At 49.2% G+C, this 18861-nt stretch carries 18 protein-coding genes; 13 read left to right on the forward strand and 5 right to left on the reverse strand.

Annotation, left to right across the window (positions count from 1 at the left end):
- Positions 1 to 140 precede the first annotated feature (140 nt).
- The gene (locus tag J2Y56_RS01945; protein WP_310348295.1) at positions 141 to 1679 is read left to right on the forward strand and encodes an IS3 family transposase; all 1539 of its coding nucleotides are present in this window, start codon (positions 141 to 143) and stop codon (positions 1677 to 1679) included.
- Between the two features lie 73 nt (positions 1680 to 1752).
- On the opposite strand, the gene J2Y56_RS01950 is transcribed toward J2Y56_RS01945, so the two are convergent.
- From J2Y56_RS01950 to J2Y56_RS01960, 3 genes are all read right to left on the reverse strand, one after another.
- The gene (locus J2Y56_RS01950) at positions 1753 to 2121 is read right to left on the reverse strand and encodes a hypothetical protein (protein ID WP_310348298.1); all 369 of its coding nucleotides are present in this window, start codon (positions 2119 to 2121) and stop codon (positions 1753 to 1755) included.
- Positions 2121 to 2342 carry a BPSL0761 family protein gene (locus J2Y56_RS01955; protein ID WP_310348379.1) on the reverse strand — a complete coding sequence of 74 codons (222 nt, stop codon included), beginning with the start codon at positions 2340 to 2342 and terminating at the stop codon, positions 2121 to 2123. The genes J2Y56_RS01950 and J2Y56_RS01955 overlap by 1 nt, the downstream gene beginning before the upstream one ends.
- Positions 2343 to 2405: 63 nt before the next feature.
- On the reverse strand, positions 2406 to 2840 hold the full coding sequence (locus J2Y56_RS01960; RefSeq protein ID WP_310348300.1) for a hypothetical protein: 435 nt from the start codon (positions 2838 to 2840) through the stop codon (positions 2406 to 2408).
- Between the two features lie 91 nt (positions 2841 to 2931).
- Here J2Y56_RS01960 and J2Y56_RS01965 point away from each other — a divergent pair, with 91 nt between their 5' ends.
- The 7 genes from J2Y56_RS01965 to J2Y56_RS01995 all read left to right on the forward strand — a co-directional run bounded on the left by J2Y56_RS01965 (position 2932) and on the right by J2Y56_RS01995 (position 11347).
- Entirely contained in the window at positions 2932 to 3234 is a 303-nt protein-coding gene (locus J2Y56_RS01965; RefSeq protein ID WP_310348303.1) for a helix-turn-helix transcriptional regulator, read from the forward strand.
- A 301-nt stretch (positions 3235 to 3535) separates the two neighbouring features.
- On the forward strand, positions 3536 to 3778 hold the full coding sequence (locus J2Y56_RS01970) for a hypothetical protein (RefSeq protein ID WP_310348306.1): 243 nt from the start codon (positions 3536 to 3538) through the stop codon (positions 3776 to 3778).
- Positions 3779 to 3985: 207 nt separating this feature from the next.
- Positions 3986 to 4183 carry a hypothetical protein gene (locus J2Y56_RS01975; RefSeq protein WP_310348308.1) on the forward strand — a complete coding sequence of 66 codons (198 nt, stop codon included), beginning with the start codon at positions 3986 to 3988 and terminating at the stop codon, positions 4181 to 4183.
- A gap of 1977 nt (positions 4184 to 6160) precedes the next feature.
- Positions 6161 to 7033: a site-specific integrase gene (locus J2Y56_RS01980; protein WP_310348381.1), complete on the forward strand. Its 873-nt coding sequence runs from the start codon at positions 6161 to 6163 to the stop codon at positions 7031 to 7033.
- Positions 7033 to 8544 carry a site-specific integrase gene (locus tag J2Y56_RS01985; RefSeq protein ID WP_310348310.1) on the forward strand — a complete coding sequence of 504 codons (1512 nt, stop codon included), beginning with the start codon at positions 7033 to 7035 and terminating at the stop codon, positions 8542 to 8544. Before J2Y56_RS01980 ends, J2Y56_RS01985 begins: the two co-directional genes overlap by 1 nt.
- Positions 8541 to 10886, forward strand: coding sequence for a hypothetical protein (locus J2Y56_RS01990; protein ID WP_310348312.1), 2346 nt, complete (start codon positions 8541 to 8543; stop codon positions 10884 to 10886). Before J2Y56_RS01985 ends, J2Y56_RS01990 begins: the two co-directional genes overlap by 4 nt.
- Positions 10883 to 11347 (forward strand): hypothetical protein, encoded by a 465-nt coding sequence (locus tag J2Y56_RS01995; protein ID WP_310348314.1) that lies wholly within the window; start codon positions 10883 to 10885, stop codon positions 11345 to 11347. The genes J2Y56_RS01990 and J2Y56_RS01995 overlap by 4 nt, the downstream gene beginning before the upstream one ends.
- A 243-nt stretch (positions 11348 to 11590) precedes the next feature.
- Here J2Y56_RS01995 and J2Y56_RS02000 read toward each other — a convergent pair whose 3' ends face one another.
- Complete coding sequence (locus J2Y56_RS02000; RefSeq protein WP_310348317.1) at positions 11591 to 11860, reverse strand: helix-turn-helix transcriptional regulator; 270 nt, start codon at positions 11858 to 11860, stop codon at positions 11591 to 11593.
- An 84-nt stretch (positions 11861 to 11944) separates the two neighbouring features.
- Between J2Y56_RS02000 and J2Y56_RS02005 the strand changes: the two genes are divergently transcribed.
- Positions 11945 to 12379: a hypothetical protein gene (locus J2Y56_RS02005; protein ID WP_310348320.1), complete on the forward strand. Its 435-nt coding sequence runs from the start codon at positions 11945 to 11947 to the stop codon at positions 12377 to 12379.
- Positions 12380 to 12711: 332 nt separating this feature from the next.
- Here J2Y56_RS02005 and J2Y56_RS02010 read toward each other — a convergent pair whose 3' ends face one another.
- Positions 12712 to 14544 carry an AAA family ATPase gene (locus tag J2Y56_RS02010; protein WP_310348323.1) on the reverse strand — a complete coding sequence of 611 codons (1833 nt, stop codon included), beginning with the start codon at positions 14542 to 14544 and terminating at the stop codon, positions 12712 to 12714.
- 799 nt (positions 14545 to 15343) lie between these two features.
- Here J2Y56_RS02010 and J2Y56_RS02015 point away from each other — a divergent pair.
- The 4 genes from J2Y56_RS02015 to J2Y56_RS02030 all read left to right on the forward strand — a co-directional run bounded on the left by J2Y56_RS02015 (position 15344) and on the right by J2Y56_RS02030 (position 18419).
- Entirely contained in the window at positions 15344 to 16480 is a 1137-nt protein-coding gene (locus J2Y56_RS02015; protein WP_310348327.1) for an SEC-C domain-containing protein, read from the forward strand.
- Between the two features lie 146 nt (positions 16481 to 16626).
- Entirely contained in the window at positions 16627 to 16785 is a 159-nt protein-coding gene (locus tag J2Y56_RS02020) for a hypothetical protein (RefSeq protein WP_310348330.1), read from the forward strand.
- 142 nt (positions 16786 to 16927) lie between these two features.
- Positions 16928 to 17749, forward strand: a complete 822-nt coding sequence (locus J2Y56_RS02025) for a hypothetical protein (protein ID WP_310348332.1) — start codon at positions 16928 to 16930, stop codon at positions 17747 to 17749.
- Positions 17742 to 18419, forward strand: coding sequence for a hypothetical protein (locus tag J2Y56_RS02030; RefSeq protein WP_310348333.1), 678 nt, complete (start codon positions 17742 to 17744; stop codon positions 18417 to 18419). Before J2Y56_RS02025 ends, J2Y56_RS02030 begins: the two co-directional genes overlap by 8 nt.
- Positions 18420 to 18861: the final 442 nt, after the last annotated feature.

Here is an 18861-nt window from a genome sequence, read left to right on the forward strand (position 1 = left end):
TTGGTGCCGACGCCTAATTCACCCAGTCCGTTCCCCGCGACCATTGCCTTTGCTGGATTTGTGCAGATTTGGAGGTGGGTCAGTCTTGTGTCAGCACGTGGGGGGGGCGGTAGAAAACTTGGACTACCTGGAGGTAGTTCATGTATTCATACGAAGACCGCATCCGAGCGGTCAAGCTCTACATCAAACTAGGGAAGCGCATCGGGGCAACTATTCGCCAGCTGGGCTACCCGACGAAGAACTCTCTGAAGAGCTGGCATGAAGAGTACGAGCGATGCCTCGACCTATCGCGTGGCTACGTGATCTCGAAGCCGAAGTACTCACGGGCCCAAAGAGAAAAGGCTGTCGAGTACTATCTCGAACACGGGCGCTGCATTGCCTCCACCATCAAGTCTTTGGGCTACCCAGCACGGGATTCGTTGCGTGCCTGGATTTACAAGTTGCATCCCGATCTTCACACGCGTGTCGTTGGTCGATCTGACGGGCGAGCACGTCCGCCAGCGATGAAACAGGCTGCGGTGATCGCGCTGTGCACGCGACAAGAAAGTGCGAACGCCGTGGCTCAAAAGCTGGGCGTCTGCAGGCCGACCTTGTACAACTGGAAAAATCAGTTACTCGGCCCAGAGGCATCCGCACCCATGAAACGCCGACAAAAAACTGCATCTTCACCGGAGCGAGAAGAGTTGGAGCGGCAACTTGAATCTCTTCGGCTCGACGTGCGCCGTCTACAACTTGAGCACGAACTGTTGATGAAGGCGAATGAACTCATAAAAAAAGATACGGGCATCGACCGGCAAGTCCTGACCAATAGGGAGAAGACATTGCTGACAGATGCCCTGAGGCAGACATACTCCTTGTCAGAGCTGCTTGAAGCGCTGGACTTGGCCCGAAGCTCCTATTTCTATCATCGAGCCCGAATGCAGGTCGCGGATAAATACACCGAAGTGCGTCGTGCCATGGCGGACATCTTCGAGCTCAATCATCGCTGCTATGGTTACCGCCGGATGCGGGCGTCGCTGAGCAAGCAGCGTGTGCGTCTGTCAGAGAAGGTGGTGCAGCGCTTGATGAAGCAGGAATGCCTGGTCGTCGCCAAGCCGAAACGGCGTCGATACGGTTCCTACCTCGGGGAGATCAGCCCCGCACCGGAAAACCTCGTCAACCGCGACTTCACGGCTGTTGCTCCAAATGAGAAATGGCTCACGGACATCACGGAGTTCCAGATCCCGGCCGGCAAGGTGTACCTGTCCCCCATGATTGACTGCTTCGATGGGCTGGTCATCAGTTGGACAATCGGCACGCGTCCAGACGCCGATCTTGTTAACACGATGCTGGATGTCGCCGTCGAAACGGTGGCCGGCAACAGCAAACGGCCTGTCGTTCACTCCGATCGCGGCGCTCACTATCGCTGGCCCGGCTGGTTATCGCGTATCGCTGATGCGAAGCTGATTCGTTCTATGTCGCGAAAGGGATGCTCGCCAGACAACGCGGCTTGTGAAGGTTTCTTCGGCCGGCTGAAAACGGAACTGTTCTATCCTCGCAACTGGCAGTCAACGAGCATTGAGCAGTTCATTCAGGCCCTGGATTCATACATTCGCTGGTACAACGAAAAACGAATCAAGATTTCTCTCGGCGCTCTCAGTCCTGTTGAGTATCGTGAGAGCCTCGGTCTCGCGGCATAAGCAGTCCAAGTTTTTTGCAGCACCCCCCGTGGGTCAATTCGGCGTCGGCGTCAACACTCCCGAAGTTCAAAGGCTATGCGAACCACTTGTAAAAGTTGAGCGGAAAGCCTGTTTTGATCTGAAGCAATCGCTCTGAATCTTTGAGTGATACGCGATTGGTGCTGAAATCCAAAAATGCGGTGATCGCGGTGTCGCGCAATTCACCTTTCTTATCTACCTGACGCCTGTCAGTGGTTTGGATGTTCATGCGTTCTGCATGGGTGAGCAACGGAAAGCTCGGATGAGAGTCTGCGGGGGGAGGCGACAGTGCGCCGTCACCAACAAATCCCACAGCACAGGCTGCAAGCCTAGCAAGGCATACCGGTTGAGTAAGTTTTACGGTCTCACTGTTTTTTTCAAGGTTAAACACTTGATGCGGCGCCTCAGGCTTCGATAGATCCATTACTCGATCTTGGAGCTCAAAAATGGTTCCGTTAGGCCACTCTTCATTCCATCTTCCACCTTTGCGGCGAGCAAAATCTCGTTTGAAGTGGGGTAGTGACGCAAGAGTCGGCGAGCCTCGTTGCGTATGGATTCAGGCAACGCTTGATCATGGGAAAGATCAACCAGAAAGTCTCGGGCCTGAATTATCGATCGCGTACGTTCATGCGGCATCGTCATCATTGACTCCTGAGCTAGGAGAACGAACAAGGTTTGCGCCGGTGCATCAAGGAGAAATGCTCGATCTCAGTCGCGCTTTTTTTTGACGGCTGGGAATAGAACCTTAACGCTTTTCAGGTTCACCTCGGTGTTCACACCCAAGTGTGTGTAGGTTCGATCAGGAACCTTGAAAAGTGGAACTCGCTCACCCTGTTGATTAGTCGCCTCACTTGCCTCGAGGAGCGGCTCCATTTTCCATTGGCCGGTTTCATTTACAAAACCTGGCGTCACGTACTGTATGGAGCGCACCCGAAATGACTCGTGCTGGACCTTGAGAATGTCTTTCAACGCGTCAAATGAGGAGACCATGAGCATTTCCGCAACAAATTCATTGCCGTATCGAACGCGTGCTTCGAGGTAAAACCAAGGGATCATGACCGTCTGCCGCATGTACGGACGCCCCAGAAAATCGGCATTGAAAAGGTTGGAAATGATCGTCGGCCCTTCATGATTCTTGCTCATCGCTGGTACCTCAGCATCTCGAATGCACAATATATGTTGTAGTCATATATTGCGCAATGTCGCCTTATCGTTCCTTTTGTGGGTAAGCAAAATGGAACTGAAAGAAGCATTTGGGGCGACACTACGACAGGCTCGCCTTCAGAAAGGCCTGACGCAGGAGCATTTTTCTTTAGTGAGCAGCCGTACCAATGTCAGCTTACTTGAGCGAGGAGGCACTAGCCCGACGCTGGAAAAACTAGAGTCGTTGTGCTCGGTGCTAGGAGTTCATCCAGTCACCTTGGTGGCAGCGTGCTACATGCGAAAAGAGTGCTCACTGGGAATCGAAGATTTTCTGAGAAAAATTGATTCTGAATTACAGAGCCTACAAGTCGATCAACCATCCACGGGTAAATGATCACCGTGAACGCCAGCTGCTATTGTCGATTGAAAACGCCATCATTGAAGATCTCCGCGACGTATCGAATCTGGTCACTGGCTTGGAGATGAGATCCTTCACACTCTCAAAAGCAAACGAGTCTGGCTCGCTGCTCAAACGAGCAGAGGTAATCACCCAATGCCCCCGTGCATCACGAGCGGGGGAGCAGACTAGGAAGTTGGAGCAGATAAGTGGATGGTTTCCAAGCGGGGCAGGGGGAGCCCACTACGGCTCGGGAAGACTTCAGCGGTGCTATACCTCTCAATATGACCGCAGAATCATGGCAGATGATCTCACTGCCGGTACAATGGGATCCTCTTTTCGCCAGGTGCAAATTCCGATGGATAGCAGCAATGGCAAATCAAACACGCAAATGGTCGCAATTGCGGTTGCGAAGCTCAGACGCATGCATCAGTCAGCGGGGTATAAAACCTTCTTTTCCGCAGAGGCAATCGAAGCATTCTCCAAGGTCGAAAAGTCTAGCTTTGCGGGACGGCCAATGAATCCCACAAAGGCCGAATAACACCTTTGGAGTAGGGGCCGCAGTGGGATAAATAATTAATAGTTCAACCGCGGTGGCTGCCTAGGCGGGTTATTTTCCGCTTTATTGGCACTGATGTAGAGCTGGTCGATTACCTCTTACACCGCTCACAGGACAACGACAGACGACTGTGCATAATCCTCCCACCCAGGGAAGTGGCTCCGCGAGGACTTACTGTCTGAAATCAAAATGACCGTGACAGCATTGGCCGAACACCTCGGTTATTCCAAGGTGCAACTGTCCAACGTGATCTACTGCCGCACAGCAACTAGCGCCGACCTCGCCTGGTGCCTAGAACTGGCGGGGTTGGACAAGACGCACATGTGGCTTGGCTGGCAGTCGGCCTACGATCTGTGGTTGGCCCAGCATAAAACCGAAACTGAATGAACCAGCGCCAAAACCAAGCGCTTCGCAAACAGTTACCGAAGCGCTTCAACTCATCCAACGATCGTACTGATACTGCGGGACCGGGTTGCGCAAACAATGAACCATGAGCTGGAGTCCCGACTGCAAAAAAGTTTCAGATTTGCGGATCTCCTTACACGAGAGTTTCAAATTTACATTTCAAAGGCAGTGCGCCATCGGCTTTTTTGATGGAAAAGTTTCAAGCTCATGGAGTCGCAAGAAAATCGGGCGGGCAGGGAAGAGCCAAAGGCTATTGTGAGATAAGGGCTGGGGGCTTAAGGTTAAGTCAACTAAATGGTCGTTTAGTTGAGTTGGTTGATGTTCTCCATATAAAGACTGGTAAGGTACCTCTGGCGGTTGGTGGTGCATAGACTATCCTCAATAGATTACGGTCGCTGTTGACAGTGAAACGCAAGTGATAATAGGGGTATACATTTCGACTGGCAAACCCCGGAATTCGAACAGTATTACGGAGCTTTGAAACCCCAGCCGCGCTAGGCAAATCAAGGCTAGCAAGCAGGCTCAGTATTACTCTGCAAACTTGTTTTTTGACTTGTTAACGACCATGGTTAACAAGTCAAAATTGTGGTTAACAACGGTACCAAACTAGGATTTTACGGAGCTTTTCATCCAGCCAAATTCTGGCGAGCTTCCAGGGTATTTGGTGAAAGGAACGTTCCACAAACTTTAAGCACAAGGTGTGCACCGCTAAACCGTCAGCATCTCCATGTATGTCAACTGCGAAATCTAGTGATGTCTAGCAAAATTTGCTAGACATCACTAGATTTCTCTAGACCCTCCTATATTTGGTTGACCAGCTTTTCACGCGATTTTTTCCAAGTACTACGGCGCCGTTTACTTCATATGCCTAAATCACGAAGTTTGTCTTTTTCACGTGTGGCAGCAATTGAAATCTGTGCACCAACTCCACGCTGAACGCTGCAGATTTCACACAGCGACGTGCCTGCAGGTGGACTTGTGGCGTAAGCAATGTCGTAAACGAACAAGCTGCCTCCAAAAAAATTACTCAAATCAAACAAATAGGCGAATTCGCATACGGTGCACGATCAGCTGATCAAGAGTGACATTTCTGGATTCGCTGCTCATGACGTAAAATCGGGCACGATAGCGGCCGCAAAGGCCGTGCCAGAGCCTGTAGCGCGCAGATGATTGCCGGACAGGTGATCTGTAAGCAAATCCGTGAACGTGAAGCGAAAGGCTCGATTCACACGATTACTTCCCGTTTTTTCACACATTTACTTCTGAGAATTGGAACCAGGTGATCGATTAACAAAATCGTAAACGTACTGAGAGGGACTTGGAGCGCTTCTTAAAACGATAATTGCTTAATCAATAACCTCTGATGAAGTCTTCAAGCATATGTAATTGCTCCATTATTGTTTTTAACCGCAAATTTATCGTTTTTAAAGCAACACGACAGCAAATTCTGCGTGTAACCGGGCCAATCCAGAAATACTTTGTTACGTGTAATGTATATTATGTTAAAGACAGGACGTTCCGTAAGCGTTGCATTTCCACCCAATGGCTAACCCTAGCAACGTTTCTGATGCTTGCTCCTTGCTTGGCATTTTTTAGATCACTGACTACGATCAGTCGATGCCTTGTCTCAGACTACGATCACCTCATACGCCCAAAGCGCTTGGCGGCTGGGTCCTAACGGATGCCTTAGGAATGCCGAGATATTGGCCCACCGTGTGGGCTGACGTTCTTCGCGCAGGACTTGAGGACAGCACGCGTTGCCGCCATCTTTACGCGATAGATCGCTTGTACCTGCATTTCGAGCGTCAGTACGGATCTGATCTGCTTGATGTCCTACTGACTGATTGTCAATTTGACGAAATCGAGTCGGGTCTTACGGGGTTTCTCTCGTCCCTTAGGAACCAAGCCACCTTTGACGGCGTGGACAACTCCTCAACGTGGGCGTCCGCATTTAACTTCATGCTGGACGTAATCCGGCATGTCGGAGCGTGGACCGATGAGATACGTAATACTTTAGCGGTAAGAGTTCTCAGGCTTGAGCGACTCTACGCTCAGTTAGCACCGTGCAAACCACGACCTCCCGCTCCAATAAGGGCGCTGCCGTCTATTGTGATCGATGATCTTTATCGCGTATTTAATCCTCTATCAAATGAAAACCCATTTCGCACAGAACAGTTACGGTGGCGTAATTACATGATTTTCTTGCTAGCAGCAACAATGGGCCTACGAAGGTCTGAAATAGCAATTTTGCCGTTGGATGCTATTAAGTCGGACTTCGACGCTGCTACAGGCAAGGAGCGCTACTGGCTTAATGTCGACGAGAGCCCTTATGAGCAAGAGGACTCTCGCTTTGATGCTCCTAGCCTTAAAAACTCCCAATCCAGGCGACAGTTACCCATTTCTCAGGACGTTTTGATTGCCAATGACAACTTGAGCATGGGTTATAGACGTACACGGACTCACAGCTACTTATTTGGATCTCAAAAGGGAAAACCCATTTCTTTGCGGTCCATCCAACGTATTTTTGAGGTTGCCTCAGAGCATCTGTCCGCGACAGCGAAAAAGGCTCTGGTGAATCGAGTAAGCCAATGTATTACAGTGCATGATCTTCGTCATACATGTGCTGTTTATCGGCTAACTAAGTTTATGGAGTCGGGGATTGATCTCGACACGGCAACAAATAAATTGCGCGTATTTTTTGGCTGGTCTGCGACATCAGCCATGCCAAGACACTACGCACGAGCCTATTTTGAATCGGAATCTGCTGATGTTTGGACAGATAGCTACGATACATTTGTTAGTGCACTCCGTGAAATTGAGGGAGGTCGCTAATGGATAGCCGCAGCGAGGGCTACCCTCAGCAGTATCAGCTGTTGTTGGATGATTCGCTCCCTGTACTACCAAGCGTTGTCCGCTATTACGATGACTTTGAGGATAAATATAACACCATCAGTAATCTGAGCCAGGATGAGTGGAAGACAGAATTCGATGGTAAAAAACTCACTGTGAAATTTACAAAGATTCCTCAGAGTGCAAGGCTAGCATTCAAGCATATTGCAATCGATATGTTGGGGCGTCTGGATGTTAAATCAGCAATTATGTTTCTAGAAAACATTCTTCGCACCCCTGACCATGCAATGGTAGCTATCCACGAGCCACCACAAAAATTTCGTGATTATTGGATTTCCAGTGTGCCTGATTGGAAATACTTGAATGCTCTTGCGACAAGAACGGCCGTTCATTCGATGTGCAGATTAAATTTAGGCGGTTGGACGCTAGATTTGAGTGATTATGTAAGCCTGCTTCCTTCTCCTAAGATGGACTCATATAAAACCGTTCGCATGCAGGAGTGTTTTCTTCCGCTTGATCACCAATCTTTGATAATTGAGTATTTGGATGAAATAGCAGCTCGGATGGATTCAAGCTTGAATCTAGAGGCTGCGCTAGTCCTTAGAGATGCATGTTTACTAATTTTAAGTCATCAGTTTGGTCTTCGGCCGGGGCAAATTGCCCGCATTCAAACTGCTGACGTACGATCGTATAATCTCAAAACACTCCACATTTCTGTACCTCTTGGAAAGCAAAGGGGTACAGAAAAAAAACGTCTTATCACTCGCAGAATAAAAACCGACTGGGTGAAAATTTTTAACTCTTACATTGATGCAAACTCATACCTATTTGTAAACAACGACTACCCCAATCATTTATTTTTTCGTATGCCTCCTAAAGATGTCTCCTTAGCTATTGCGGGCCTGACAGAGAAGATAACTGGGCAACGTTGGAGTGCGACAGATCTGCGACACAGCGCCGCACAACGACTTGTCGACTCCGGTGTATCCCACATTTCCTTGTCCGAATTTATGGGGCATGCAACAACATTGACCGCCAACGTCTATTTTGATGCATCCCCTACTCAGGCGCAGCGGGTCAACCAGGCGCTTGCCCTTTCTAACATCTACTCCAATGTAGCGGAGGTTGCGAGGACTAGGACGATAGACAAGACCGCCCTCCTCGGCCTTCCTCCAGATCAGCAGATTGGAGGAGTTCCACACGGTATACCTATTGCCGGTATTGGTGGCTGTTCCGCAGGACAATCTCTGTGTACTAAGAACCCAATTTTAAGTTGCTACACTTGCCGAAAATTTTTGCCGTTATCTGATCCCAAAATCCATGAATCCGTAGTTGAGAGCTTGCGACCAGTTGTTACTGCCTTTGCTACTGCCTCCCGCTATAACGACGAGAGCCCTGCTTATACTCAGCTACGTCGAATGTTTCAAGCAGCATTAAAAGTAGCGGAGGAAGTTCGCCTAATGCAGATTGATGATGAGGCTAAGCCAGCATGAATGATTTTTATCTTAGATTCATCGAGAACGGTAGATCATTGGCAGAATTGCGGGGGCTGCTTTGGTACCTGCCAGTCGATGATGTGGGAAAGGTATCAAAGGCAGCACGCTGGGACCTAGCTACGCTTTGCGGCCTTGTAACACCACCTTACTTCTGGCACTCATCGCTTGGTTACGACGTCAATGCCCTGGACATTCTCAATGTCCTGCGCGAACAACAGAATCTGCCGGGCCTTGCTGTTCAGCCCCTACCAGAACACTGGCGTGACTTTTATCAAGCTACCTTGTTGAATGAGCTGCTTGTAAAGCGTAACAAGCCAGGACATGCGCTGCTGAATGTCGGGCGCCCTCTTCGGATCATCGCCACATGCGCTGATTCAGAAGCACCATGGGACTTAACCCCGGCTACGATACAGCGCGCATATAACGTCGCCCTAGATATCGGCTCCTCGGGAAAAATAGCCGCTAATATTTCCATGGTCGTTCGAACCTTGATCGATGGTCTGCATATCGCTGATCGCTCGCCACTCTCCACGCACTGCTTCGCCTATCCAAATCAGTCCTCCTCAGAGGATAAAGTGGCAGAACTCAAGCGTGGCAATAATACGTACCGTCAAACGAACAAGCTGAGGGCGCAGCTTTCCGATCGAAAAGGAGCAGCGAAACTACCAAGTGACAAAGCTTTCTGGGAGCTTGTTCGTATTGTCTTTACCGTACAACCCAAGACTTTTGTCGACGCTATTCGTTTCAACCAAATCAAAGTCGCCATAGCCTGCGGTTTTCGCGTTGGTGAGAACACATTACTTCCACTAGATTGGGCACGCTGGCATGAGTATTTGGCAACTGATGGTTCCCCGGCGGGAGCGAAGGGGGGGATTTCTCGTTCTCTGTCAGTTCGGAATTTTGCCGAAAAACAGGATGAGGATGTGGGCGCAGAGGGCATCGTACTTGTCGAAAATACTCAACACACTCCTTCTATCTTCGAAGATCTGATTTCTGAAGCCCTTGGAGAAGTAGAAAGACTTACAACGCCTCTACGCGAACGTCTACGGCTTCAGATCACCTCGGGACGGCTAATGCCAGAGCTAGCATCGGATGCTTTAGCGCCGGCTTGGGACATCTACAGTCGAGTGACGGGATCTCTTGAATTCACTTCTCTGCCAATGCCTGAGGATTTAGTCGAAAAATACCGCAAAACGTTTGACTCCAAATATTTAGATGAAATCCGCAAATGGCAAATTGACCGCGTTGACACTCACGGGTTGTCCCATAATTGTTTGAAGTACTTCAACAAATGGCCTATCGCTCCTCGGCGCGCCGATGGCTCTCTTTTTGTCGGTACGGTTGACTGGAGTAAAGCTCATTTTAGAGTAAGGGAGGTGGAAGTTCTGATCCAGAATTCCATGGCCTCAAAACTGCCGGATACTAAAGCTTTTTTACTCCGCGACGGTGGGCGCCTGTATCCCACCGAACTAATGTTCCTTATGCCCATCCGAGCGCATATCGAATTGCGAAATGGTGGACTACTTGATATCAATCGCTATTTTGCGGTTGGTCGTGCATCTAACCAAGATCTTCAGTTTCATCTTGGCGGAGGCGCTAATAATATATTTTCTCGCTATGGTCAGACGGAAGCGGATCGCGCGCTAAGTCTGAATACACATTCACTCCGCCATCTTCAAAATGCTGAACTTTTTCGACTTGGCGTGGCTGACACAATCATCACCAAACGCTTCAATAGGCACAGTGTTGCCCAGAGCTATGTGTATGACCATCGTAGCCTAGCGGAGGACCTAGCCAATATTGATCTGCCATCCGGCGCAGAGGATATGGCTCCTAGAGCTCAAGAAACCCTGAAAATGATCATGGCCAAGAAAATTAGGGGGCCGATTGTCGACGAGTTCCAGAAGATTCAGAAAGATCTGGGCGACGACGAAGCTTTTCGCTATTTATCTGCGGAGGCAGACGGCTTACACGCAACACCTTTTGGGTTCTGCGTGAACAGTTTTACGGTTGCCCCCTGCCCTAAACATCTAGAATGCTACGACTGTCGGCATCTGACTCGCTCGCCAATATCCGAGGAAAATCAGAATCTACAACAGCTGAAGCAGAGAATGATCGATGTCGTTACCGTTATTGAGACAAGTCCGCCTCATGCACGAAATGTTGGCTGGCAGAACCAGCTAAAACATGCGCAGTCGCGTCTTGAAAGCCTAGAAAAAATACTTGTTACTGCTCCCGGCGAGCGGCCATTTCCAGATGGTGAAGATCTATACAACCCCGTTGAGAGCAAACGAGGGTCAACCATCTTGGATGAACCCAAGATTTGGAGTCCCACATGAAAGACCAGAGGCTGGACGCAATCCTCCAAAGAATGCTCAACGACAACATTGACATCAGTGCGCGCTCTGTAATTCGGGAAACGGACTGCCCCTTCAAGCACGCTAGCGATGTGACTCGTCAACCCGAACGTAAAGCGTTACTGGACCGGTACAAAACGCGTCAGCGCGAATTGCGTAACTTAATGGAAAAGACAGACAAACAATCCCGTACCCACCTACAAGCAAAGGTGGCGCGTCTAACGCAAGAAAATGATGTGCTGAAAGGCGAGCGGGATCTACTTGTAGCATCCCACAAAGCAATGCTTCTAGCTGTTGGTGAGATGGGCGGTATGACTGCATGGCGCAAATTTTTCCCTGTATGGGAAGAAACCCGGGAGCAACTCAGACAATTGCAAGCGTTACCCAATGCTGAAGTGTTTTCCACTCCCAGCCACGGTAAACCAGAAAAACTGGCTGTCTAATGTCAGGGGAACACGATTCAATCACCCCCATACTCAGCTGAAACGCGTTTGGTGTTGTTGAAACTTCCCCGCCTTAAAATGGGTTCCGTCAGGGTTAGCTACCCTGCCCTTCCTTTAGACATACTGTTGCCGCTGATCGAAAACATCGAGGGCTGAAGCGTCAAGGAGGCTCGGAATGCACTTGGTCTAATCGTACCTCCAGGCTAAATGTTTTGGCTTCGAAGGCTGTCAAATATTCCGATTTCACTCCAGCTCCGCGCGGACTTGGCTAAATAGCTCATTCAGCTCTGAGGCAGAGTCTTTTTGAAGGTAGCAGGCTACTACGAGTGTCACCGGATGTACTCCTATTGTTGAGGCTAGCTCATCAATTTTCTCGAGTGTGACCCCCTTCAGCCCTCTCTCTAGAGAGCTAAGGAAGGTGCGGCTGCTGACAATTGAGAAGTCCTCTTGAGTAAGTCCCTTGCTGACGCGAAGGCTTCTCAGTGCAATACCAAAAGCTTTCTTCAGTTCCATTTTTTCATCGCTCGCAAATGGAACGATGAAGCCTTTGTGAACACTATAGGGCTACAATCTATAGTGTTCATTTGGAGGATTTTTATGTTCAGAACCTATCGACACACCGCAATCCCGCTCAACACAAGACTGGAGCCCGGCCTTCAGTTATGGCCCTACGTGGAACAGATTCTCCATCTCCCTTGGTTTTATGTGACGGTGGTGCGGAGCCAGGGTGATTCGATTTCTAAGGAAATGCTGATGATTTCTGATGTCCCCACCCTGGAAAACCTCCACCTGAGTTTGAACTCGGGACTGGTAGAAGAAATTTTGCTGGTGTCACCGGCCACCATGAACGGTCAGAGCAGGTGGTTAATGGAGCCATTGCTGGAAATTAACTACGTTGAGAGTTCCGAGTTTCGCCGTCGTCACTACATCTACGTAGTTGCAGATGGAAAGAGTTATACAAACGACTGTGATCCAGGCCTTGAGGCAGAGCAGCAGAATAAAAATAGACGAGTGATCTCATTCGTTAGGTGACGATATCCTCGTCTGTCTTGGGCTGTAATCTTGTAGCGGCGGTTGCGAGGACTCGGGCGATAGACGAGACCGCCCTCCTCGGCCTTCCTCCAGATCAGCAGATCGGAGGAGTTCCACACGGCCACTACTAGTTGCGTAATTGCATGGACTTGACCACCCATTTGCATTGCCACTGACCAGTCAATTGCATCAGATCTGACCAATCGTTTGCGTTCGACTAGACCTGCACACGCCGTAGTGACGACCGGCAGAGAACGACCTAATGCGACCAGTCGCACGACGAGGCTTCTGACCGAAAACGGATCTCAGCCGCGCGCTAGCTGTCGAGGAACTCAAGCGACGAGCTTCAGCAGATTTTCCAACAGCTCTTTAAGCTCAGCGCGATCTGTATCATTTTCCCGGTACGTAGACCGGTGGAGGATCTGCTCAGCCGTCATCAGCGGCCAGAGTTTGTCGATCACATCGTCCGCTTTGATGCCCACTGCTTTCCCAATGATTTTTTTGGCGTCGCAGGTGTCAGTAAAAGCCACATGTATCCCCGTTTGCGCGTTGATCATGTCGGGGCAAAGGTAGTTCTCGATTTCCCGTTTACGTGTCGAGTAGAAAGCACGGCCCCGTCCTTCGACTTCTTGTTTACGCTTTAAAATCGCGGCGACCTGCTCCGGGCTCCCACCAAGGTCAGAGTCCAGAAACACGCACCAGGGTAGCCCGAGACCATCGGCAAGGTTGAGGGTGACCCAGTGCTTCACACTGCCACACCCACCAATCAGGATAGGGACAATGCCAGCATCCTCAAGACTGGCTTGAAGATGGCCACCGGCCTTTAGGATTTTCGAAGCGTGGCGGAGGAAGGTGACATCAGACTTGCCTTCCACCAGTACTACGCCTTTTGCCCGCTCCATCCCTGTCTCGGGTAGTACGCCCAAGCTCTCGGCAGCCTCCTTGAGTACTTCTTGGCTGGGCATCTTGACGATGGGGATGCCGTTCTCGTCCCTAGTAACATAACGGATACCTTCAATGGGGATCAAACCCGCTAGTGCAGGGACGTGGGTAGTAACAATGATCTGCCGATTTGTCTGGTTCGATAGTTCCAGCAGCGCCTTCATCAGCATCATCTGGTAGTTGGGGTGCTGTGAGGTCTCCGGCTCTTCAATGGCATAGATCACGTTGCGCGGGCTTCCAACTACTGCATTTTTCTCTGCCTCGGCTCGGAAGAAGTTGAGCAAAATGAGGCGACGTACGCCGCTGCCGCGTTTGTTAATGGGGATGCCGTTCTCTCCTTCCAGAGTGAAGTTGAAGCTCCACTTGGGCTTTTCCTTGAAGCGCGGGGTCAGCTCGTTTGCCAGCTCAGGCGCCATTTCCCGAAGCTTGTTAAGGGTGCGTTCGGCTACATCTAGCACGCTGCTTTCGATTTGCCGCTCCAGCTCACTGATCTGGGCTTGAAGCGCAGCCTGGGCTTCTTTGACCGCTAGTTGCAGAGGATTCTTGGCCTCGGCGTCACCGTCACTGCTTTCCCGGTCAGCTTTGAAAAGAGCGAAGGTTGGCAACAGCGCCTCAATTTTCTCCCAGATAGATTTGGCTTCTGTCGATAGACCTTTGCCTACGTCGAGCAGCGTTTCCTGGCAGGGAACATCTCCGGCTGCATTGCGAATCGCTTGCCGCCACTGTGAAGCCACCCGCTGATCAGCCACTTGCTCAGTGACTCCAAATTGCTCGCCAAGCTTTTTCAGATCCATCATTTTCAGGCTCAGCAGGCTTGCGAGTGCTTTGTCTGCGGGGTGCTGACAGCGAATGGCCGTACCGTCATGTTTGCCGGTGCTGGCCTTGAAGGTTTTGACAACTTCAAAGGCGCCTTCCCCGTTTAGCAGGAACTCCTGCGACAATGAGGTCTGAGCATTCTCATCAAGCACCAGGGCTTCCGGAAGGTCATCGAACTCGCAGGCAATCTCGAATTTGTCATGCCCCTCCGTCAAACTAAAACAGTTCATATCGCTCTTGTCAGGCTTGATATCTGCGCTATCGAAGAAGATGGCCAGAGCCTCAAGGACAGTCGATTTCCCATAGTCGTTTCGGCCCACGATGCCGGTCATTGCGGAATCGATCGGAATGATGGTGGTGGTGCGATAACCGCGGAAATGAGTGAGCTTGACGGTCTTAAGGCGCATCGTAATTTCCTTATCTAACGTTGACTTCAATGCTTTATTGGTCAGTGAAGCAGCCAATTGTAGACGTGTAATGGCGAAATGCCTTAGACATACGTTTCTGACCGGAAGCTGCCCGCTGCGAGTGGCAGCTGTTGGCCCAGAGCGTGTAAAAACTCCCGTGACGGCTCGACTGATCAAAAAGCGATCTCAAAATCGCGTCTCTACGTGAATTCTTAGTCTGTAGAACTGACAGACTTTTTCAGAATCGACGCAGGAGCGAGCTCTTCAATTTTTGGTCGACGTTTTTACACACTCTGGGCCGTTTTCTGCCTGTCGCGACGGACAGAAAACGGCCAAAGCGGACATCTAGAGACAGAAAATAGAGAGCAATTCCAGCCCTAGAGAAGTACACATATGCCTCCATTTGCTTGATATCAAATAACACTGCGTTACTTAGGCACACTATTATTCAGCCAAAGCAATATTCGCCTTATAAGAAGATGAGCCTCAGAAAGTAGTTTACTGCTGATGCCCAGGTCCGACGTTTTGGTCGTAGAATGGCATTCCACCCTCGAATAATCTTTCACAGCCCACGACAACATCCCTTAACCACGCCCCTAGAGCACGAGTTTACAGCCAGGAACGATGGCACTTTGCCCGTTTCATCGTTATGATTTGTCCGAGGCATGCGTAGATTCATGGTCGACGGGCATCTCCAGAACGGACACGCGCCGGTAACACGTTGTAGGGTTTTGCAACGAACATGATCTGCCCCCAGTTAACCTCACAAAGCGTTTGACTAGATTAAAGGAAATAATGGATGTTCGATATTCCCCGAAGGAACGACCCGTGTTGGTGCGGCTCTGAGAAAAAGTTCAAAAAATGCCACCTCAATCGTGAGCATGAACCGCCACTGGAGCGTCAGGATTTTGAACAGCAAACCAAAAAGCATACTAAAACATGCTGCGCTGAAACACTCAATGACGGTTTGTGCACCACCAAAATAATTAAAGCCCATACTATCTCCAAAAGCGGAAGCCTTAAGCAGATCGCTGAAAATGGGCATGTCATGGGTACCAAAACAAGCTTAAATGAACTTATAAAAACAGAAGGCAGTTTGGTGACAAAGAAAGTCGGCATCAACGATGCTTCTACTTTTACTGGCTTTTGCTCATACCACGACAAAGAACTATTCGCAGCACTTGAAGACCAGAAGATCTCTTTGTCTAATGAGCAGTTATTTTTGCTCGCCTATCGTTCGACGAACCGAGAGCTTTACGCAAAAGATGAACAATTGCTAGGCGTTGAGTTTATGAAAGTCGCCGACCGGGGGCAGCCGCACCACATCCAGCAATTTATTCAAATGCAGGCTAAATTGCAAGAGTCCGGAATCAAGCTGGCGCTAGATGAGTTAAACTTAATTAAGAATGAAATGGACAGGCTATTGCTGAGTGGAAAGTTTGATGAGATGAATCACTTTGTCATTGAACTCAGGGATGTTCCCGACGTTTTAGTAAGCGGATCAACTCAACCGGAATTCGATTTCAGTGGAGCGCGATTACAGAACCTTGGCGTTCATGGCAGTAAGTTGAGCCATCTGATCTACAATGCCATCAGCTATGAAAACAAAGGGTGCTTTGTATTTTCATGGTTGAGCACGCACAATAAAATTTGCAAGAGATTTATTGATTCTCTCATGAGCCTTGCTCCCAAAGATTTATCTACAGCGCTTGTGAAATATTGCTACACATTCTGTGAAAACACGTGGGCCTCACCTGTGTGGTGGGATAATCTTGATGAAAGGCTTAAATCCGAACTTAATCGACGAGTTCAACTTCATGGTTTTAATCCAGCTCAAGCACGTGACCTTGTTCCCGATGACTTCGAATTTGATGCGTTTCGCATCGGTAAGACATGGCTCCACCAGTCCCCGAGCATAGCCCCCCAGCCTGCATAACGTTTCATTTAAAGCTAAATGAAACTTACCAGGGTCTACGAATGGCCTGATGGGTGGTGCGTAATAGGGAAAGCGTACAACCCGTCTTTCAAAACATCAGTGAATCAGCGCTCCAAATTACGTTGGCTCTTGAGGACGCAGCCTCCTTGACGATGCTGAGGGCGACACGATTCTCGCAGCGGCTGCTCAATGCCGCTATCGGCCATTTGCGGGCGGTCGACAAAGGCTACTTCCGGTCATTGCAAAGCGGCAAAATTGATCCAGAAGCAGACGCGAAGGGCTTTTCGGTGGTGTGGAAAAGCTAATATTTAGAAGTGATTATATATTTGCGGAATTGCACTGCAAACGAATTTTCGGTAGTAGTTGCCAAACGGGTGCTACCCAATGATATTTGGTGCAGGCCTGTCATACAGTTGACACCAGCAATCTCAAGCTTCGGAGGATAAAATGAAACGTGCTAATTTTTTAAGTTCCCCAGTAATTTGGCCGTCAAATGGAAAGCTAAGGATTTTTGTTGAGGGGGCTTCCGACAGGCTGATAGTGTCAAATATTTTAATCGCCATGGGCCTAGAGGTCGATGCTGGCTTTGACATAATTCAATGTGATGGTAAGCAACATGTTAGGAGGATGGTCAAAAATTTGACTGATAATGACAACGCCATCGCGTTGATTGATGCGGACTCATCTTCGGTGGCTGATTCCGTCCAGTTCGCCCGTGAATATCTAGGACATCCCCAGATTCCTGTGTTTTGTGCAGTTCCTACAATCGAAGCTTGGTTATTTGCAGACAAACAACTTGCCTTGGATTTTGCAGTTGATGATGATTCAGCTAGAGCGGCAATTAGGAGAATAGTTACGCCTGAATCTTTGATTGAGCCTTGGCGCCTCGCTAAAAAGGCATTTCGCGGAAGTTATTATAGCCGAGATTTTTCATTTTTACGCCGCATGGATATTGGGCGTGCGGTGGCATCAAGCGCTTCACTTTTAAGTTTTGTAAGGGGTATAGAAACGGCACTGGGACGTACTCACGCTTATTCAGAAGCTGTAATTTCCGAGAGCTTGAATAGGCAAGTTTTCGCCAATTTATTACGCGAACTACCCCATGATAAAATAAGCTGGAAAACTTTAGAGGGAGACTATTCTGCCGGTCAGTTGGGGGACAAAATACTTCAGGGAGATGAAATAGGGTTGCGATATATTTCAGATCTTCTGCGTCTCTCTCGAGATATTTTGGCGGCTCAAGCATCAGAGGTTGACAAAGATGCTTAAAGCATTTGTACCTGCCTATGATATAGCTACTTATGAGAATGCTAGGCTTGCTAGGCACTTGTTTCCCTATAGTTCAAATCTAATTGTTGGCGAAGGCGCCACCCAGCAGGCGTTGTTTGATATTTTTAAACTGGCTCACACTAAATCTGTGCTATTGATGGCTCATGGAGGAGTAAATAGAGTTTACGGTCAAAATGATGAGCTTGCGATAGGTCTCGATGACGTTACTCTCAATAAAGAAGGTTTGCTCAGATTGAATGTGTTTGCGTGGGCGTGCAAGACTTCAAATGGAATAGGTACTGTCTTCCAACAGTCTGCGAACCTTAACTCGCTATCGGGAAGCTGGTGGGGCTACAATGCCGCTATAACTGCTCCGAACCCTAAGGAACTACCCGCCTTTCGAGAAATATTTACACTTATAATAAATAGATTTCCTTCCGCATATAATGAATCCACAGTTTCGAACTTTGGTTCGGAGCTTAAAGAGTTGTGCGAATCTCACCGATTGAGACTCGTATCTTCCATGGCTCAGGGACGTACATACCGAGACTCGCATGAAGCGGCGGTAGCATTTCGGGAAATTTGGAGTTGTTTGGTGGTGCGTTTTCCAGATTTCACGTATCGACATCTAGAGGGGGTGATGCTGTCGCCAACTATTGCCGACATTTAGGCGAGAAGCAGACCCAATGCCGAAGGTCTGCTGTTAGCAGTTAGCTGCATTTCTCGAAAGACATTGGGTCGTAAACAGACGTCGGTGACAGGCCGCTAGCGAGCGAAAGTCACTTTGGCGTTGGAAACCGCTCGCCGTCCTAGCGAAAGGCACTTTCGCCTTATCAGCCTCACAGCCTCCGAGCTAAAGCACTTTGGCGTGGGAACACGCTCGCCATCCTAGCGAAAGGCACTTTGGCCTTATCGGCGCAGCACTTTCCTATTTAAAGTACTTTCGCATTAAATATTATTTTTCCCACAGCAAAGGCACTTTCACTAGGCATATTAAATATCTCCTACGTTATGCATTGAACGAGCCCCATGAAAGACAGGACACCGTTTCCCCCTTACGATAAGGGATAGGCAAACGGTTATGTTTATGACTAACAGCAACGATAAGAGTG

Origin of the sequence: Pseudomonas sp. BE134 (assembly GCF_031456105.1) — a bacterium.
Taxonomy (GTDB): Bacteria; Pseudomonadota; Gammaproteobacteria; order Pseudomonadales; family Pseudomonadaceae; genus Aquipseudomonas.

What these genes read in the sequence shown, in the direction of transcription:
- J2Y56_RS01945 (WP_310348295.1), top strand. Translation starts at nt 141, where the DNA reads ATGTATTCATACGAAGACCGCATCCGAGCGGTCAAGCTCTACATCAAA.
- J2Y56_RS01950 (WP_310348298.1), bottom strand. Translation starts at nt 2,121, where the DNA reads ATGGATCTATCGAAGCCTGAGGCGCCGCATCAAGTGTTTAACCTTGAA.
- J2Y56_RS01955 (WP_310348379.1), bottom strand. Translation starts at nt 2,342, where the DNA reads ATGATGACGATGCCGCATGAACGTACGCGATCGATAATTCAGGCCCGA.
- J2Y56_RS01960 (WP_310348300.1), bottom strand. Translation starts at nt 2,840, where the DNA reads ATGAGCAAGAATCATGAAGGGCCGACGATCATTTCCAACCTTTTCAAT.
- J2Y56_RS01965 (WP_310348303.1), top strand. Translation starts at nt 2,932, where the DNA reads ATGGAACTGAAAGAAGCATTTGGGGCGACACTACGACAGGCTCGCCTT.
- J2Y56_RS01970 (WP_310348306.1), top strand. Translation starts at nt 3,536, where the DNA reads ATGGCAGATGATCTCACTGCCGGTACAATGGGATCCTCTTTTCGCCAG.
- J2Y56_RS01975 (WP_310348308.1), top strand. Translation starts at nt 3,986, where the DNA reads ATGACCGTGACAGCATTGGCCGAACACCTCGGTTATTCCAAGGTGCAA.
- J2Y56_RS01980 (WP_310348381.1), top strand. Translation starts at nt 6,161, where the DNA reads ATGCTGGACGTAATCCGGCATGTCGGAGCGTGGACCGATGAGATACGT.
- J2Y56_RS01985 (WP_310348310.1), top strand. Translation starts at nt 7,033, where the DNA reads ATGGATAGCCGCAGCGAGGGCTACCCTCAGCAGTATCAGCTGTTGTTG.
- J2Y56_RS01990 (WP_310348312.1), top strand. Translation starts at nt 8,541, where the DNA reads ATGAATGATTTTTATCTTAGATTCATCGAGAACGGTAGATCATTGGCA.
- J2Y56_RS01995 (WP_310348314.1), top strand. Translation starts at nt 10,883, where the DNA reads ATGAAAGACCAGAGGCTGGACGCAATCCTCCAAAGAATGCTCAACGAC.
- J2Y56_RS02000 (WP_310348317.1), bottom strand. Translation starts at nt 11,860, where the DNA reads ATGGAACTGAAGAAAGCTTTTGGTATTGCACTGAGAAGCCTTCGCGTC.
- J2Y56_RS02005 (WP_310348320.1), top strand. Translation starts at nt 11,945, where the DNA reads ATGTTCAGAACCTATCGACACACCGCAATCCCGCTCAACACAAGACTG.
- J2Y56_RS02010 (WP_310348323.1), bottom strand. Translation starts at nt 14,544, where the DNA reads ATGCGCCTTAAGACCGTCAAGCTCACTCATTTCCGCGGTTATCGCACC.
- J2Y56_RS02015 (WP_310348327.1), top strand. Translation starts at nt 15,344, where the DNA reads ATGTTCGATATTCCCCGAAGGAACGACCCGTGTTGGTGCGGCTCTGAG.
- J2Y56_RS02025 (WP_310348332.1), top strand. Translation starts at nt 16,928, where the DNA reads ATGAAACGTGCTAATTTTTTAAGTTCCCCAGTAATTTGGCCGTCAAAT.
- J2Y56_RS02030 (WP_310348333.1), top strand. Translation starts at nt 17,742, where the DNA reads ATGCTTAAAGCATTTGTACCTGCCTATGATATAGCTACTTATGAGAAT.